The sequence below is a fragment of the Oceanobacillus manasiensis genome, assembly GCF_000724085.1.
Lineage (GTDB): Bacteria > Bacillota > Bacilli > Bacillales > Amphibacillaceae > Oceanobacillus_B > Oceanobacillus_B manasiensis.
This window is the reverse complement of sequence record NZ_CCDL010000004.1, coordinates 173,621-191,603: the sequence shown is the minus strand read 5'-3', so window position 1 is coordinate 191,603 and position 17,983 is coordinate 173,621. Positions and strand designations below refer to the sequence as shown.

Annotated in this window: 15 protein-coding genes and 1 riboswitch; of the genes, 14 read left to right on the top strand and 1 reads right to left on the bottom strand. The window is 41.1% G+C overall.

Going from position 1 to position 17,983, the window contains the following annotated elements; genetic code table 11:
- Nucleotides 1-135 precede the first annotated feature (135 nt).
- Nucleotides 136-465 carry a hypothetical protein gene (locus tag BN985_RS17670; RefSeq protein ID WP_042225215.1) on the bottom strand — a complete coding sequence of 110 codons (330 nt, stop codon included), beginning with the start codon at nucleotides 463-465 and terminating at the stop codon, nucleotides 136-138.
- A 505-nt stretch (nucleotides 466-970) separates the two neighbouring features.
- On the opposite strand from BN985_RS17670, the gene BN985_RS17660 reads away from it, so the two are divergent.
- The 14 genes from BN985_RS17660 (at nucleotide 971) to pruA (ending at nucleotide 17,815) form a co-directional block, all read left to right on the top strand.
- Entirely contained in the window at nucleotides 971-2,713 is a 1,743-nt protein-coding gene (locus BN985_RS17660; RefSeq protein ID WP_042225212.1) for an adenine deaminase C-terminal domain-containing protein, read from the top strand.
- 44 nt (nucleotides 2,714-2,757) lie between these two features.
- Entirely contained in the window at nucleotides 2,758-3,807 is a 1,050-nt protein-coding gene (locus tag BN985_RS17655) for a DUF3048 domain-containing protein (RefSeq protein ID WP_042225211.1), read from the top strand.
- A gap of 18 nt (nucleotides 3,808-3,825) precedes the next feature.
- A complete protein-coding gene (locus tag BN985_RS17650; RefSeq protein ID WP_042225210.1) occupies nucleotides 3,826-4,125 on the top strand; it encodes a YerC/YecD family TrpR-related protein in 300 nt (99 codons plus the stop codon).
- A 107-nt stretch (nucleotides 4,126-4,232) separates the two neighbouring features.
- Entirely contained in the window at nucleotides 4,233-5,558 is a 1,326-nt protein-coding gene (nagZ, locus tag BN985_RS17645; RefSeq protein ID WP_052360742.1) for a beta-N-acetylhexosaminidase, read from the top strand.
- Between the two features lie 83 nt (nucleotides 5,559-5,641).
- Nucleotides 5,642-5,751, top strand: a riboswitch (TPP riboswitch).
- Nucleotides 5,752-5,861: 110 nt separating this feature from the next.
- Nucleotides 5,862-6,857, top strand: coding sequence for an ABC transporter substrate-binding protein (locus tag BN985_RS17640; protein WP_042225209.1), 996 nt, complete (start codon nucleotides 5,862-5,864; stop codon nucleotides 6,855-6,857).
- 19 nt (nucleotides 6,858-6,876) lie between these two features.
- The gene (locus BN985_RS17635; RefSeq protein ID WP_042225207.1) at nucleotides 6,877-7,167 is read left to right on the top strand and encodes a thiamine-binding protein; all 291 of its coding nucleotides are present in this window, start codon (nucleotides 6,877-6,879) and stop codon (nucleotides 7,165-7,167) included.
- A gap of 44 nt (nucleotides 7,168-7,211) precedes the next feature.
- Entirely contained in the window at nucleotides 7,212-7,979 is a 768-nt protein-coding gene (locus BN985_RS17630; RefSeq protein WP_042225333.1) for an ABC transporter permease, read from the top strand.
- Nucleotides 7,976-8,713, top strand: a complete 738-nt coding sequence (locus BN985_RS17625; protein WP_042225206.1) for an ABC transporter ATP-binding protein — start codon at nucleotides 7,976-7,978, stop codon at nucleotides 8,711-8,713. Before BN985_RS17630 ends, BN985_RS17625 begins: the two co-directional genes overlap by 4 nt.
- Nucleotides 8,713-9,492 carry a TatD family hydrolase gene (locus BN985_RS17620; RefSeq protein WP_042225205.1) on the top strand — a complete coding sequence of 260 codons (780 nt, stop codon included), beginning with the start codon at nucleotides 8,713-8,715 and terminating at the stop codon, nucleotides 9,490-9,492. The genes BN985_RS17625 and BN985_RS17620 overlap by 1 nt, the downstream gene beginning before the upstream one ends.
- Nucleotides 9,493-9,998: 506 nt before the next feature.
- Nucleotides 9,999-10,688 (top strand): heptaprenylglyceryl phosphate synthase, encoded by a 690-nt coding sequence (gene pcrB, locus BN985_RS17610; protein WP_042225203.1) that lies wholly within the window; start codon nucleotides 9,999-10,001, stop codon nucleotides 10,686-10,688.
- A gap of 16 nt (nucleotides 10,689-10,704) precedes the next feature.
- Entirely contained in the window at nucleotides 10,705-12,924 is a 2,220-nt protein-coding gene (gene pcrA / locus BN985_RS17605) for a DNA helicase PcrA (protein ID WP_042225202.1), read from the top strand.
- Nucleotides 12,925-12,935: 11 nt separating this feature from the next.
- Nucleotides 12,936-14,939: an NAD-dependent DNA ligase LigA gene (ligA, locus tag BN985_RS17600; protein WP_042225199.1), complete on the top strand. Its 2,004-nt coding sequence runs from the start codon at nucleotides 12,936-12,938 to the stop codon at nucleotides 14,937-14,939.
- Nucleotides 14,940-14,953: 14 nt separating this feature from the next.
- The gene (locus tag BN985_RS17595) at nucleotides 14,954-16,084 is read left to right on the top strand and encodes a CamS family sex pheromone protein (RefSeq protein WP_042225197.1); all 1,131 of its coding nucleotides are present in this window, start codon (nucleotides 14,954-14,956) and stop codon (nucleotides 16,082-16,084) included.
- A 183-nt stretch (nucleotides 16,085-16,267) separates the two neighbouring features.
- The gene (pruA, locus tag BN985_RS17590; protein WP_042225195.1) at nucleotides 16,268-17,815 is read left to right on the top strand and encodes an L-glutamate gamma-semialdehyde dehydrogenase; all 1,548 of its coding nucleotides are present in this window, start codon (nucleotides 16,268-16,270) and stop codon (nucleotides 17,813-17,815) included.
- Nucleotides 17,816-17,983 lie beyond the last annotated feature (168 nt).

Sequence of the window (17,983 nt, the reverse complement as noted above, 5' to 3'; positions counted from 1 at the left end):
TTATCCTTCTCTCCTAAATGTTTATAAGTAAATTTAATAGATACACGCCTATAAAAAGCGTTTAAGTTCAGTTGTCCTCTCCCAAAAAGTAACCAACAATAGGGTCAGCATTAGATTTTTCAGTTATTAATAGAACTAACCGATATATTGGAGGATTAACTGATAAATTGCTATGCAGAATCCTAAGATACTTGCTTTCAATTTAGAAGGGTGGTTTCTTTTGTTCAGAAACAAGTATAGGATAACGGCTATAAAACCTAAGGGAATCCATAATTCAAATTTACCTTCTAGTGTAGTATAAACCCGAGTAATGTAAGTGCTAAATAGAAAGTAAAAAAACACTCTAGAACGTTTGGTTTCTAATTGTTTACTCCACCTTACTAATAAGAAAATGACGATAATAGCAATAACCGTAATGTGGAAAGGAGGTAAAACAATAGCAGAATTTCCAAAATCAAATACCATTTTGAATAGCCACCTTAAAGTTTCTAAGCACATACCCATTTATCAAAATACTAAGATGTTAGATGAAGAGCATATTATTAGATATTTTTAACTATATTTTACCATATCGCTCAACAACTATTTGATTTTTCTCAATATAATTATAAGATTACGAGGGTGGTAGAAACTATTGTTATTGTGCTAGTGAACATCACCCAAAAGTGAAACCACATCACCGCAAAGTGAAACCAGAGCCCCGCAAAGTGAAACCACAGCACCACAAAGTGAAACCACAGCACCACAAAGTGAAACCACAGCACCACAAAGTGAAACCACAGCACCATATACTGAAACCACAGACCCCAAAACCAAAACCACAGCACCAATGGAAGCACGCCCCCTCCCGAAACCGACGAACACTCCCAAGCCTATTCACAAAATGGACATACCTTTTTAATAGTAACTTTACAGTGTTAAAGTATTATATATGGTAAAATAAAGAAAAAGAAGTATTGGAGCGTTGTCAATGTTAGAGAATGGTTATTATTGGAGAAACCGTGAACTGAGAAAGCATGTCAGCGTCATTGATGGATTGGATAAGCCTGACCTGCTAATAACAAATGCTATTTATTTAAATGCGTATACGAAAGAGTGGATTTCGGCAAACATTTGGATTGTTGATGATCGCATTGTCTATGTAGGGGAAAAGCTTCCTGCTAATACAGAGGATGTAGAAATAATGGATTGTGCAGGTAAGTATCTTGTACCCGGGTATATCGAGCCGCATGCCCACCCGTTTCAATTATATAATCCTGAACAGCTGGCGAATCATGCTGCACAAACGGGAACTACAACACTAGTAAATGATAACATTTTATGGCTATTATTATTGAAGAAAAAGAAAGCGTTTTCTTTATTGAATGAGTTTCAAAAACATCCTGTCTCCATGTATTGGTGGGCTCGCTTTGATGCGCAGACAGAATTGAAGGATGACACACAGCTTTTTAACACACAGGAAATCCTTTCGTGGATAAAGCATCCCGCTGTCGTTCAGGGGGGAGAGCTGACATCATGGCCTGATTTATTAGCAGGGGATGACCGGCTTCTGCACTGGATCCAAGAAACGAAACGTCAAGGGAAGCCAGTAGAAGGACATTTACCTGGAGCCTCTGAAAAGACTTTAACTAAAATGAAACTATTAGGTGTTAATGCAGACCATGAATCTATGACTGGCGAGGATGTTATGAATAGGTTGCGCCTTGGCTACCAAGTAGGGCTACGCTATTCTTCGATTCGTCCAGATTTACCGACACTTCTTGATGAATTGAAGGCTCAAAATCTACAAAGCTATGATAATCTTACAATGACAACAGACGGTGCTACACCAGGTTTTTATGAGCGAGGCTTAATAAATGTATGTATTGAGATTGCGATAGAAAAAGGTGTCCCGATTGAGGAAGCCTATATGATGGCAAGTTATAACGCTGCAAAGCATCTTCGTCTTGAGGAGCAGCTTGGAAGCATTGCACCAGGACGCATTGCCAATATTAATATCCTTACAGAAAAGGATGACCCATATCCAGAAAGCATTTTGGCAAAAGGACAGTGGATTGTAAAACATCATGAAGCCCAAGAGATTCCCAGGAAAGTGAACTGGGAGGAATATGGTATTGGCCCCTTACATTATGACTGGGAGTTGACGGAAAAGGCATTACAGTTTTCTGTACCAATTGGGCTTGATATGGTAAATGATGTGATTATAAAACCATATGCAATTGATACGGACATTGCAACAGAAAAACTGCCCGACAATAAGAAGGATGCTTTCCTCTTACTGTTAGACCGAAAAGGGAAATGGCGTGTCAACACGACAATACGAGGCTTCACAGACCGTCTTGGCGGCATGGCAAGCTCGTATTCTACGACAGGTGATTTTATATATATAGGAAAAAATAAAGCTGATATTATTCTTGCGGGCAAAAGATTGAAGGAATTAGGCGGAGGAATTGTCATTGTCCATGAGGGAGAAGTTTTACTGGAGATCCCACTCACACTCTCTGGCACCATGTATGATGGAAACATGCGTGATTTAATTGAAAAGGAAAAGCTGCTTAAGCAAATTTTAAAGGAGTATGGTTATCCTTTTGAAGATCCGGTTTACTCCATATTTTTCTTATCTTCAACACACTTGCCTTACATCCGAATCACACAGCAAGGGATTGTGGACGTGAAGAAAAAAGAAGTACTATTCCCAGCCACCATGTGTTAGCGTATAATAGAGTAAAATCTAAGTTAACAAAGGTGTAGTGAGAAATGAAGAAAATTGTATGGATGCTTGTCTGTGCATTCATCTTACTCGTTGGTTGCTCCGATAAAGAAAAACAGGAAGCGGAAAACAATGAAAAGAAAGATGTAGATGTGCAGGAGAAGTCAAATGAACCAGAAGTTTCAAATGAAATTATAGCCCCATTGACAGGGATGGCAATAGATGAACCTACTGACAACCGCATTGTCGCTGTAATGGTTAATAATCATTCCAAGGCGAGGCCGCAAACCGGATTGTCTAAAGCTGATATCGTGTTTGAAATGTTAGCTGAAGGAAAAATCACACGTTTTCTTGCTATGTTTCAAAGTGAATTGCCGGATGTCGTTGGGCCTGTAAGAAGTGCACGGGAGTATTACTTCAATTTGGCCAATGATTATAACGCGCTTTATGTCTATCATGGGGCAGCAAATTTTGTTAATGATATGATTATAAACAGAGGAATTGAACATTTAAATGGATCCCTATATGATAATGATGGAAACTTATTCAAGCGAGAATCATTTCGTAAGTCGCCGCATAATTCCTATTTACAGCTTGGGGCTGTAAAGGATGTTGCTGCATCAAAAGGGTATGAGACAACAGCTGAAATAGAGCCGCTTCCATTTATAGCAGATGATGAAGCAGAAATTTCCGGTGACCCAGCTCAGCATGTAGAAATTGTTTATGCACAGCAACCAATGGAAATTGTTGAATATGATTATAATGCTAGTGAGGAAGTGTTCACGCGGTACAATGACCGTGAACCAACAGTAGAGTTAAACACAGAGGAACCGATACAGGCAGCGAATGTGTTGATTGTAGAAACACCTCATGAAGTAATTGATGATGCAGGGCGGCGGGCCATCGACATGGAATCAGGCGGAAATGCCTACCTTTTGCAAAAAGGAAAAGTACAAGAGTTGCAGTGGGAAAATAGAGAGGGAAGAATACTCCCGGTAAAAGATGGAGAAGTAGTCGGTTTCATGCCGGGAAAAACTTGGATCAATGTTATCCCTACAAATCCTGGGTTAACCGGGTCCGTCAATATAACTAATTAGAAGCAGGAGGGCTTGTTAGTGCAAATAGATAAACTACGAGGAGAACAGCTCGATCAATTGTTCGATGCTATCCTTACATTAAAGGACCGTGAAGAGTGCTATCGCTTTTTTGATGATATCGCCACGATGTCAGAGATTCATGCGATATCTCAGCGACTACAGGTGGCAAAAATGCTAACTGAAGGCCGTACCTACACGGTAATTGAACAGGAAACCAATGCTTCGACTGCAACTATTTCCCGTGTGCGTAGATGCATCAACTATGGTAGTGATGGATATAAGATGGTCTTAGACCGAATGGATGAAGATAAGAAATAAACAAGAGATGCTAGGGTCATAACCCGGCATCTCTTTGTTTATACTAAAGAATAATGAGATGAGGAGATACAGAGAAGGTTACATATCGCTAAACATGGGAGGACATCATGAAAATGAACCACACTAATTGGAAAGCGATAGGGCTTCGTTTAGCTTTCGTCTTAAGCGTTATGTTGGTGGGATGTTCCCAAGCTTCGGAAAATAGCGTGGAGCAAGAAAACCAACCTAAGGGTGTTGGAGATGAAGACGAAGATAAAAGCAATACGCAAGGTCATGCTATAGACGAAGGCGGAAATGACACCGTAAAATCTTCAGATGATGACATGGAAGATGCAGTACAAGAAAAAATCTCTTCTATGACGATCGAAGAAAAAGTTGGCCAAATGCTTATGTTCGGGTTTGAAGGTACACAAATGAACGATAAAACGAGCGGTTTCATCCAAGAAAACCATATAGGCGGAGTCATATTGTTCGAAAGGAACATTACCGATTCAAAACAATTATTTAATTTAAACAGGGAACTTAAAGAATTGAACACCAACTCTCAGAATATCCCCCTTTTTATATCTGTAGATGAAGAAGGTGGATCTGTAACAAGAATGCCTCCCCAAATAGTAAACCTACCGGACAGTAAAGCGATTGGTGATCAAAATAATTTGGAGCTTGCATTCCAAGTGGGAGAAGCGATTGGAGAAAGGGTAAACGCATTTGGGTTTAATGTCGCGATGGCACCTGTTATGGACATTAATAGCAATCTAAATAACCCGGTTATCGGAGATAGATCTTTTGGAGATAACAAGCACATTGTTTCAGAAATGGGCGTTCAAGAAATGGAAGGTATCGAATCAAAAGGCGTAATTCCAGTCATCAAACATTTTCCAGGTCATGGGGACACAGATGTGGACTCCCACTTGGGCTTACCTGTATTACATCATGATATGAAGCGACTCCGACGAATTGAATTCTTACCATTTCAAAACGCCATCGACCAGCAAGCTGACATGACAATGGTTGCACATATACTCTTATCTGAGATAGATAGTAAAGATCCCTCTTCCTTGTCAAAAAACGTCATTACTTCCATGTTAAGAGAAGAATTGGGTTTTAATGGAGTAGTTATAACCGATGATATGACGATGGGGGCTATTTTAGAGAATTATGATATAGGAAAAGCAACCGTAAAAGCTGTTCAAGCAGGAAATGATATTGTTTTAGTTTGCCATGGAGATGAAAATAAACTGAAAGCAGTCAACAGCTTAACCGAAGCTGTGAAAAATGGAACTATAAAGGAAGAAAGAATTGATGAGAGTGTAATGAGAATTCTAAGCTTGAAAGATAAATATAACCTTTCACATTCTACTCTAAATAAATTAGATGTCGATAAAATTAATCAGTCTTCAGAGGAAATCCTTCAAAAACTTCAGGGCAATTAATAGAAATGTGGGGGATTACTAAACTTGAATTTTCTCACAGTCTATGGCAAAGTAAAGAAGTAATGTTGTTAATTGAATAGTACGTTTCGATGTAGGGGGACCAGTGTTGCTGGTTGAGATCATATCCGTAAGATATAGACCCTTGGAACCTGATCTGGCTCAAACCAGCGTAGGGAACATATAGAAGTGAATGTGACGATATATGCGCCTGGGTGAGCCCTGAGCGCATTTTTTGTGCATAAAAACAATATGTTCCTCCAAACAACAGCATTATGTGTCTTAACAAAAAAGGAGGAAGAAAGAATGAAAAAGCTTTTACTTATTATGGTTGTCTTGTTCACCTTGATCATTGCAGGTTGTAATCAAGAGGCAACAGGAAATGATCAAGATGAAAGTAGTTTAAAGAAAGTGACAATGGTGCTCGATTGGACACCGAATACGAATCACACAGGATTATATGTTGCCCAAGCAGAAGGGTATTTTGAAGAAGAAGGTTTGGATGTAGAGATCACATTGCCAGGTGAATCAGGGGCAGACCAGGTGGTGGCCTCTGGAAAGGCGGAATTTGGGATAGGGGCACAGGAAGCTTTGACCGAAGCACGTATCCAGGACATCCCGATTGTTTCCCTTGCTGCAATCATTCAGCATAATACATCGGGCTTTGCTTCACCCGCGGATAAAGAAATTACGTCGCCTGCAGATTACTCCGGAAAAACATATGGTGGCTGGGGTGCACCTGTAGAGAAGGCAGTTATTGATTCATTGATGAAGCAGGAAGATGCCAGCGCCGATGATGTCAATATTATAAACATGGGAAATACCGACTTTTTCACGGCTGTCGAAAGAGATGTTGATTTTGCCTGGATCTACTATGGATGGACTGGGGTGGAAGCTGAGCTACGCGATATTGATTTGAATATGCAATATCTAACGGACTATAGTGAAAAGCTAGATTACTACACGCCAGTTATCACAACAAATGAAAGTCTGATAGATTCCGAGCCAGAAACGATCCAAGCATTTATGAAGGCAGTGACGAAAGGGTACGAGTATGCAATCGATAACCCTGATAAAGCAGCAGATATTTTAATAGAGGCTGTGCCTGACCTAGACCCAGAATTGGTCAAAGCAAGTCAGGAATGGATCTCCCCGAAATATCAAGATGATGCTTCCCAGTGGGGATTACAGGATGAGAATGTTTGGCAGAAATACGGAGATTGGATGTATGAGAATGGACTATTGGAAAAAGAACTAGATGCCAGCAGTGCATATACAAATGAATTTTTACCAGAGAAATAGAATTGGAGTGTGAGGAATAATGGCAAATGCGTTAGTAAGTATACAAATTATCCCAAAAACTAAAAACGGCGAAGATAGTATTCCATATGTCGATGCGGCTATTGATGTAATTGAACAGTCAGGAGTTAAGTATCAGGTGAATCCACTAGAAACTACAATGGAAGGGGAACTGACAGCGTTATTTTCCATCATCGAAAAAATGAATGAAAAAATGGCTACTCTTGGATGTCCGAGCATAATTTCTCAAGTGAAGGTTTATTACAAGCCGGATGGAGCATCAATGGACGTGTTAACGGAAAAATACCGTTAAGAATGGAGGTGGAGGGTACTGCTCCTGGTAGTACCCTTATGATTATGAAAAAAATTGTGAAGCAAGGATGGCGTCCAGTGTTGGTCGTTGTCCTTTTACTAATTTTGTGGGAATCTAGCAGTCGTTTGTTTGCCATTCCAGCTTGGTTACTGCCATCACCATTGACCATTATGGAAGAAGGGTTAAGCAGCTGGTCTAATTATGCACATCATCTCGTCTCAACAACAAAGCTATCGATACTAGGATTTGTAATCGGCACAAGTATAGGATTGCTTATAGCTATCTTATTACATTTGATGCCTCGTGTACGGCAGGCGTTTTATCCATTGCTCATTCTTTCCCAAAACATCCCGATCATTGTGCTGGCTCCATTGTTGATTATATGGTTTGGGTTTGGTGTCCTCCCAAAATTATTTATCATTACCCTTGTTTGTTTCTTCCCGGTTGCGGTGGCGGCATTGGATGGATTCCGCCAAACAAATGCAGAGATGAAGCATTATATGTACATGGCAGGCGCATCAAAATGGCAAGTTTTCTCAAAGCTTGAATTTCCACATGCATTGCCAGCTGTATTTTCTGGTTTAAAAATATCTGCTACTTACAGTGTGATGGGAGCAGTCATTTCCGAATGGTTAGGTGCCAACCAGGGCATCGGAGTATATATGACATTGGCACAGTCCTCTTTTAGGACAGACCGTGTATTTGTAGCGATATTTTTCATCATGCTGTTATGTTTGCTATTTTTTAGTCTTATTATTGTACTGGAAAAGTTTTGTATTAAAGGACGGGCAGAACAGGAGGCGAAGTCATGAGTGAACTTAAAGTAAGTGAGGTATCCAAATCATTTGGAGAGAAAAAAGTACTTCAATCTGTTTCTTTTTCCGTAAAAGAAGGAGAATTTGTTTCCTTGCTCGGACCTTCTGGTAGTGGGAAAAGTACGCTGTTTCATTTAATAGGTGGCTTATTTACACCGGATGAAGGCGACCTTTGTTTAGGTGGGGAAAACATAAACGGAAAGCGTGGCAGAATCAGTTATACACCACAAAATCCTTCCTTGTTTCCATGGCGTACGGTACTTGATAATGTGGTTCTCGGTGAAGAGTTGCATGCGAAGCCAAATAAAGAAAGGGCACGCACCATGCTGGAGAGGGCAGGTCTTGCAGAATATGTGAATGCCTATCCCCATCAGTTGTCAGGTGGTATGCGACAGCGTGCTGCTTTTGTTAGATCCTTGCTCAGCCCCCAGCCTTTCATTTGTCTGGACGAACCATTCTCTGCCTTAGATGAGTTTACGAGACTCGACATGCAAAAATGGCTGCTATCAATTTGGGAAGAAAACCGTAAATCTGTTTTATTCGTAACCCATAATATAGAGGAAGCCATTTTCTTATCTGATCGAGTATTAGTGCTATCGAGCAACCCTGCTACGGTAAAGCAGGAGTTTACAATTCCTTTCGAGCGCCCCCGTCGAGAAGAACTCGTGCTGACGGAAGAATTTTTGAAATGGAAAAAACAAATTTACCATGAACTGCGTGGTGAAGAATAATGCGAGCTGTTATCGATGCCCATATTCATTTAGATATGTATACACAGGAACAGCAAACACGGATACTGCAGGGTTTAGATGATGCGAATGTGGAGGCGCTGGTTTGTGTGTCGAACCATTTGCGTTCTGCCGGGAAGCTACTTGAGCTGAGTAAGAAGGATGGGCGGGTGAAGCCGGCTATAGGTTACCATCCCGAGCAAGTACTACCGACTGAGGAAGAACAGTCAGCACTATGTGAATTGCTCGATCAAGAGTCCAGCCATTTTGTGGCAATCGGCGAGGTTGGTCTTCCGTATTACATGCGAAAAGAGAATCCGGATATAAGCTTGAATGCATATATCGAGTTACTTGAGAAATTTATTAGAAAAGCAGCCCAGCTAGATAAACCGATTGTACTGCACGCTGTGTATGAGGATGCACCTATTGTTTGTGACCTACTGGAAAAGCACAATGTGAAAAAGGCCCATTTCCATTGGTTTAAAGGGGATAAACAAACAGTAGAACGAATGATTAGAAATGGCTATTATATCTCCATAACGCCTGACTGCTTGTATGAAACAGAAATCCAGCAATTAATTCAGAACTACCCACTGGAGCAGATGATGATCGAGACAGATGGACCCTGGCCGTTTGAGGGGGAGTTTCATGGTCAGCTGACTTGTCCCAACATGCTGCATCGCATCGCTGAAAAGATCGCTTTCTTGAAAAAGTTCGATTTAGGAAAAGTTTATCGCCAGTTATATAATAATACAAAGGAATTTTATAACCTCACAGATTAGAGTGAAGCGTGAGGGCCACGCGTGGCGTTTTCATAAAGTCGCGTGCGGCCCTCGCAATGTCGCGTGGCGCTCTGGCGAAGTCGCATGCGGCCCTCACAAAGTCGCGTGTCACTCTCGTGAAGTCGCGTGAGACTCTCACGAAGTCGCGTGAGGCTCTCCCGAAGTCGCGTGTCCCCTTCGCAAAGAGGCGCACCAATCCAGCAAAGAGACGCAGCCCCAACCAAAAGAGACGCACCAATCCAGCAAAGAGACGCAGCCCCCACCAAAAGAGACGCACCGCTCCAGCAAAGAGACGCAACCCCAACCAAAAGAGACGCAGCCCCACCAAAAGAGACGCACCAAACCACCAAACTGACGCACCCCGCCAAAAATAGACGCGCCACCCATCCACAGCCCATCCCACCCCCACCAACAACTTCACAAAAAATTTCTCCCTTATCCCTAAATTCCACCTGGTTTTTTTGGTATAATAAAGTAATGTATTAAGTTAATGGAGGATTAACAATTTGTATACTACAATAAATGAATGGAAGCATATATTTAAACTCGACCCAGCCAAGGAAATTTCAGATGAACATTTAGAGATGATTTGCGAATCAGGAACAGACGCTATTATTGTCGGTGGAACAGATGACATTACATTAGACGGGGTGCTTGATCTCCTTGCTCGTGTCCGCAGATTTACTGTCCCGTGTATCTTAGAAATATCCTCAATGGACGCGATTACCCCAGGATTTGATTATTACTATATCCCAATGGTTTTAAATTCAAAAGAAAAGAAATGGATGATGGATATTCAGCATCAAGCCATTAAGGAATTTGTGGACATGATGGAATATAGTGAGGTTTTGTTTGAAGGATATTGTATTTTAAATGAAGAAGCAAAGGCTTTTACCCATACAAACAGTTACTTGCCGGATGAAGAAGATGTCATTGCATATGCATATATGGCGGAAAAAGTCTTCCACTTACCGGTTTTTTATATGGAATACAGTGGGAAGTACGGTGACCCCGAGCTTGTTAAAAAAGTGAAACACCAGCTTGATGAAACAAAGCTTTTCTATGGTGGAGGAATTGAGACAGTTCAACAGGCAAGAGATATGAAAGAACATGCTGATGTAGTTATTGTTGGCAATATTATATATACAGATATTAAAAAAGCACTAAAAACAGTAAAAGCTATTAAAGATAATTGAGTTAGGCGGTGGAAGTATGAGTCAGACAATGGATGACTTATTAAAAGGATTGAATAAAGAACAGCAAGTGGCAGTGAAGCATACGGAAGGCCCCTTGTTAATCATGGCAGGTGCAGGTAGTGGGAAAACCCGTGTGCTTACACATCGCATTGCATTCCTACTTGGCGAAAAAGAGGTAGCAGCCCGAAATGTACTTGCTATTACCTTTACGAACAAAGCTGCAAGAGAGATGAAGGATCGTGTCCGCAAGCTGGTTGGCCCGGAAAGTGAGTACATGTGGGTCTCTACATTCCACTCGATGTGTGTTCGCATCCTCCGCAAAGACATTGATCGGATTGGCTATAACCGTAATTTTAGTATTTTGGACAGTGGGGACCAGCTCTCTGTAATCAAACAGATTCTGAAAAACCTTAACATTGATCCAAAGAAATTTGATCCTCGGGCTATGCTTGGTCAAATTAGTGCAGCAAAAAATGAGCTTATAACTGCTGAAGAATACAATAAAAATGTTGGAAACTTCTTTGATAGACAGGTCGGACAAATTTATGAAGCATATGAAAAAATGCTTAAAAAGAATCAATCACTTGATTTTGATGATCTGATCATGCAGACGATTCACTTATTTAAACGGGTTCCAGAAGTGCTGGAATATTACCAACGAAGGTTTCAGTATATTCACGTCGATGAGTATCAGGATACAAACCATGCCCAATATTTCCTCGTCAAACAGCTTGCAAGTCGATTCCAGAATCTATGTGTAGTTGGGGATTCCGATCAGTCGATTTATCGCTGGCGTGGTGCAGACATTTCAAATATTCTATCCTTTGAAAAAGATTACCCTACATCACGGACGGTTTTCTTGGAGCAAAATTACCGATCAACCAAATCGATCTTATCTGCGGCCAACAAAGTAATAGAAAACAACTCTGGGCGTAAACCAAAGAATCTGTGGACGGAAAATCCAGACGGAAAAAATATTCATTACTTCCAAGGGGCAACAGAGCAGGAAGAGGCTTTATTTATTACAGATAAAATTCAAGAATTAACCCGCCGTGAAGGTTTCTCGCCGGGGGATGTGGCGATTTTATCTCGAACCAATGCGCAGTCCCGGGCAGTTGAGGATACGTTAATGAAATCCAATATCTCCTACCAAATGGTTGGGGGAACAAAGTTCTACGAGCGAAAAGAAATCAAAGATATGGTAGCCTATTTGCGCCTTATTACAAATCCTGATGATGACTTAAGCTTTGAGCGCGTTGTAAATGTTCCGAAGCGAGGCATTGGGAAAACGTCAATTGACCGCTTGCGAGAGCATGCAGCAGCACATGATATTTCCTTTAATGAAGCTGTAAAGGAAGTAGATTTCACAGGTGTATCTAAAAAAGCTGCCAATGCATTAGCACAATTTGGCCAGCTTATCCAATCCCTTTCCCAGCAGCAGGAGTTTTTAACCGCAACAGATATGGTTGAAGCGGTCTTAGAACGGACAGGCTATGAAGAAATGCTGAAAAACGAGCGTACCATTGAGTCGCAAAGCCGTCTGGAAAACTTAGAAGAGTTTATGACAGTAACAAAAGACTTTGAAGCAACCGCAGAAGATAAAACATTGGTCGCCTTTCTTACAGATCTTGCATTAATTGCAGATATTGATCGCGTTGATGAAGAAGATCCTGATAATGAGGAAAAGATAACCTTAATGACCTTGCATGCGGCCAAAGGGTTAGAGTTCCCTGTCGTCTTCTTGATTGGAATGGAGGAAAATGTTTTCCCGCATAGTCGTTCTATGTTTGATAATGACGAGATGGAAGAAGAGCGCAGACTCGCTTATGTAGGTATAACTAGGGCTGAACAGCAGCTTTATTTGACCCATGCAAAAATGCGTACATTGTATGGACGTACTAACATGAATCCAATTAGCCGTTTTATCGGTGAAATACCGGAAGAATTAATTGAAGGCATCGAACAGGCGAAGACTTCTATGTTTGGTAGCCCACTTGGACAACCGAAAGATAAACCAGCACCTTTAAAACGTAAAGCAGAGCGCATGCAGAAAACCACTGGTGCCGAAAGTGAAACGTGGGGTCCTGGTGACAAAGCAAATCACAAAAAATGGGGGACTGGAACAGTCGTGAAAGTGCAGGGTGAAGGGGAAGCAATGGAACTTGATATTGCCTTTCCAGCACCAACTGGAATTAAGCGAGTTCTGGCTAAATTTGCCCCAATTACGAAGCAATAGGAGGTGCTTGAATGGATCAACAGCAAGCACAGAAAGAAATCGAAGCATTAAGAGAAGTATTAAACCAATATGGTTACGAGTATTATGTGTTAGATAAACCAACTGTTCCTGATGCAGAATATGATCAAAAGCTGCAGGAACTAAGAAAGTTGGAAGAACAATTTCCAGAGTTAGTTACCCCTGATTCGCCTACCCAGCGGATCGGCGGGGAACCATTGGAGGCTTTTCAAAAGGTCGAGCATAAAGTGCCAATGCTAAGCCTGGGAAATGCTTTTAATGAACAGGATCTACGTGACTTTGCCAGGCGAGCGGCACAAGGGACAGATCAGCCTGTCACCTTTGTTTGTGAACTAAAAATAGATGGGCTTGCTATTTCGCTTACGTATGAGAATGGGAAGTTTACGCTTGGTTCAACTCGTGGAGATGGTACAGTGGGCGAGGATATTACAAGTAATCTTAGAACCATCCGAAGCATTCCGTTAACGATAAAGGAAAAAGAAAATTTAGAAGTACGCGGTGAAGCCTTCATGCCGCATAGATCGTTTCTAGCATTAAACGAAGCACGGGAAAAAAGAGAGGAAGAGCCATTCGCTAATCCACGCAATGCAGCAGCGGGGTCACTTAGACAATTAGATCCGAAAATTGCTGCTGAGCGTAATCTTGATATCTTTCTATATGGTGTAGGGGAATGGAACAACAGTAATCTGACCAGCCATAGTGACAGGCTCGAAGCTTTGAGCAAGCTTGGCTTTAAAACAAATCCGGAATGGAAAAAATGTGCGACCATTGAAGAAGTGTTGGAGTATGTAGAATATTGGACGAACGAGCGTCCTAATCTAAGCTATGAGATAGACGGGATTGTTGTAAAAGTAGATAATCTTGACCAACAAGAAGAGCTTGGCTATACAGCAAAGAGTCCACGCTGGGCTATTGCCTATAAATTTCCGGCAGAAGAAGTCGTAACAAAACTGACGGACATAGAATTGAGTGTAGGACGAACTGGTGTGGTAACACCAACCGCTATTCTTGAAGCAGTAAAAGTAGCTGGTACTACAGTGAAAAGAGCTTCTTTGCATAATGAAGACCTCATTCGTGAACAGGATATTCGTGTAGGGGATACGGTGGTCATTAAAAAAGCTGGAGATATTATTCCAAAGGTAGTGCGAGCAATACCAGAAAAACGCACAGGTGAAGAAGAGGAATTTCATATGCCGGAAGAATGCCCAGCATGTGGCAGTGAACTTGTAAGTCTGGAAGAGGAAGTAGCATTGCGTTGTATTAACCCAAACTGTCCTGCGCAGTTAAAAGAAGGGCTCATTCATTTTGTCTCACGTAATGCCATGAACATAGATGGACTTGGCGAAAAAGTAATCATACAGCTCTTCCAGGAAAATTTAATACAAAACATCGCAGACTTATACAGGTTAAAGCGTGAAGAGCTGTTGGAGCTTGAGCGTATGGGTGAGAAGTCTGTCGAAAACTTACTTCGAGCGATTGAAGTATCAAAGGATAGCTCGCTTGAAAAGCTATTATTCGGACTTGGAATACGTTTTGTCGGTTCCAAAGCAGCAAAAACGCTTGCTACAGAATTTGAAACGATGGAGAAAATACAACAAGCAAGCTACGAAGACTTCGTAGCTATAGATGAAATTGGCGAGAAGATGGCTGATTCAATCGTCCAATATTTTCAGGAAGAGAAGGTAATAAACCTACTCGATGAGCTTCGCGAGCTTGGTATTAACATGGAATATAAAGGGCCAAAGCGTCCTGAAACAGATGTAGATACTATATTCGCTGGAAAAACAATTGTTCTTACTGGAAAGATGGAGCATTTCACACGGACGGAAGCGAAGGAATTAATTGAAGCGCAAGGTGGATCTGTAACAGGAAGTGTTAGTAAAAAAACAGATATACTAATCGCAGGAGAAGATGCTGGGTCCAAGTATGATAAAGCGCAAAAGCTGGGTGTCACCATATGGGATGAACAACAGTTAAAGGCTGCTTTTGAGGAATAGGGGAGTGTAAGGGAATGAAAAAATGGAGCATATGTCTGTTAGGCACACTCCTACTTATAACGGGCTGTACGCCCGATAGAAACGAAGAAGTCGTGCAAGATGAAACAAAGACAGAACAGGAAACTTCTATTGTGCCGAGCTACCAGCTTTCAGAGGATAATTATAAAATGGTTCTTCCATATGAGCCCAGCAAGGCAAGGGGTGTTATTGTAAACCAAGTAGCAAACCGTATGGACATTGATGAAATGGAAGACGGACTGCGAAGGCATTCTAAAGAGGTATATGATCCAAGCAAGTACTTCTTCCAAGAGGGTCAGTATATAGATGAAAGTACGGCTTTTGAATGGTTGAGCCGTAACTCTGAAGAAAATGAAGCTGGTTTAAATCCTGCTATTGAAGAGGAGTACAATCAAAAGGAAGAAGAGGCAAACCCAAAATATCTTTCACATATTTTAGAACAAAATTTTCTGTCAAAGAATGAAGATAACACGGTAAAACTAGAAGGAATTTCAATTGGGATTGCGATGAAGTCTGTCTACCGTTATCAGACCACACAAGGTGGTTCTTACCACTACTTGGATATTTCTCAAAGTGACATGATGAAGCAGGCCACATCCATTGCAGGCGAGGTAGTAAATCGTCTGCGAAAGATGGAAGGGCTGGAAAATGTGCCGATTATGCTGGCGGTATATAGGGAACAGGACCGAAGTGCTCCTATACCAGGAAGTTATGTCGCTAAGACCAATGTAGCTGGTGGGTCAACGTCCCTAGGAGATTGGGAAAATATAAATGAGCAACATGTCTTATTCCCTTCAGACGAAGGTAAGAAAGAATTCTTTGAAGACCATGAATTAGTAACAAGTTTTGGTACCGAGATTGCTAAATACTTTCCAAATTATGTAGGGATTATAGGGGAAGGCTTCTATATAAATGATGAGTTAAGGAAGCTGACAATCGAAATTCCTATTGAATTCTATGGAAAAGCCGAGGTAACTGGGTTCAGCCAATATGCTTACAGTCTTGTACAAGATATGTTTGACAATTACTATGACCTCGAACTAATGATTACATCAAGTGATAAAGTAGAAAGTACCGTGTACCGGGAGGCTGGTGCAGACAATCCTACCGTTCATATTTTCCACTAGGAAAAAGATTCATTGAAGTCTGACAATAAATCGGGTAAAATAAGGGGTGGACATGCGTCACTCCTTATTTTTTGTGTTTTTGATACACCCTTACGGCCTTCTGGCTTTAAGGACGCTTTGCGCTTTTTCTTTGAAAACGCAATCAATAGGGTGGATAGGATAATTTTTTAGGAGGTTTTTAATATGGTAGTACCTTACAAACATGAACCTTTTACAGATTTTACCGTAGAAGAAAACAGACAGCAGATGCTTGAGGCTTTAAAAAAGGTAGAAGCTGAACTGGGTAAAGAGTATCCCCTAATAATTGGCGGAGAACGTATCACAACAGATGATAAGATTGTATCTGTCAATCCAGCTAACAAAGAAGAAGTAATTGGATATGTATCCAAAGCTGATAAAGAGCTTGCTGAAAAGGCAATGCAAACTGCTGATAAAACATTTGAAACCTGGAGAAAATCTGATCCTAAGTTCCGTGCAGATATTCTTTTCCGTGCAGCGGCTATTATTCGCCGTCGTAAGCATGAATTTACTGCACATCTAGTAAAAGAAGGCGGAAAACCGTGGAAGGAAGCTGATGCTGATACAGCTGAAGCAATCGATTTCCTAGAATACTATGGTCGTCAAATGCTAGAGTTGAAAGATGGCGTAAAAATTAATAGCCGTCCAATTGAATTTAACCAATATAACTATATTCCACTAGGCGTTGGAGTCGTTATTTCACCGTGGAACTTCCTATTTGCTATTATGGCAGGAACTACAGTTGCTGCAATGGTGACAGGGAATACAGTTCTATTAAAACCGGCAAGTGCGACACCAGTTATTGCTTATAAATTAATGGAAGTTTTAGAAGAGGCTGGCTTACCGGCAGGGGTTATTAACTTTATTCCTGGACCAGGTAGCGAAGTTGGAGATTATCTTGTTGATCACCCACGCACTCGTTTTGTCAGCTTCACAGGCTCTCGTGATGTTGGTACACGTATTTTTGAACGTGCAGCCAAAGTACAAGATGGCCAAAAATGGCTAAAACGTACCATTATCGAAATGGGTGGAAAAGATACGATAGTAGTAGATAAAGAAGCAGATCTTGAGCTTGCTGCACAGTCCATCGTCCAATCAGCATTTGGCTTCTCTGGTCAAAAATGTTCTGCTTGTTCACGAGCTGTTATTCATCAGGATGTTTACGATGAGGTAAAAGATCGTGTTGCTTCTTTGACTAAAGAGCTTACTGCTGGTGATCCGTATGATAACTCACACTTTATGGGACCAGTTATTGATCAAGGTGCATATGATAAGATACTAGATTACATTGAAATTGGTAAAAACGAAGGTGAACTTCTTGTCGGCGGAACTGGGGATGATAGCAAGGGATGGTTTGTTAATCCAACTGTATTCGCTGATCTTAAACCAGATGCTCGCATTATGCAGGAAGAAATCTTTGGCCCTGTTGTTGGCTTAACAAAAGCAAAAGATTTTGATGAAGCAATCGAAATCGCCAACAATACGGATTATGGCCTAACAGGTGCTGTCATCACAAATAACCGTGAGCATCAAGAACAAGCCCGTCAAGATTTCCATGTAGGAAACCTTTATTTCAATCGTGGTTGTACTGCAGCAATTGTAGGATATCAGCCATTTGGCGGCTTTAACATGTCTGGTACAGATTCTAAAGCCGGTGGGCCAGATTACCTAATTCACCACATGCAAGGTAAAACCACATCCGAAATGTTTTAACAATAAGAAAATAGTCACATGAACTCGATTAGCCCCTTTCTAGTGAAAAATCACTCGGAAAGGGGTTAATTTTCCTCTCTCAGGAAAATAGGAAAGTTTTTAGGGCAATAATCGCTATAAAAGCCCGTATATTTTCCCAATATGAATTATCTGAAATTATGTTATAAT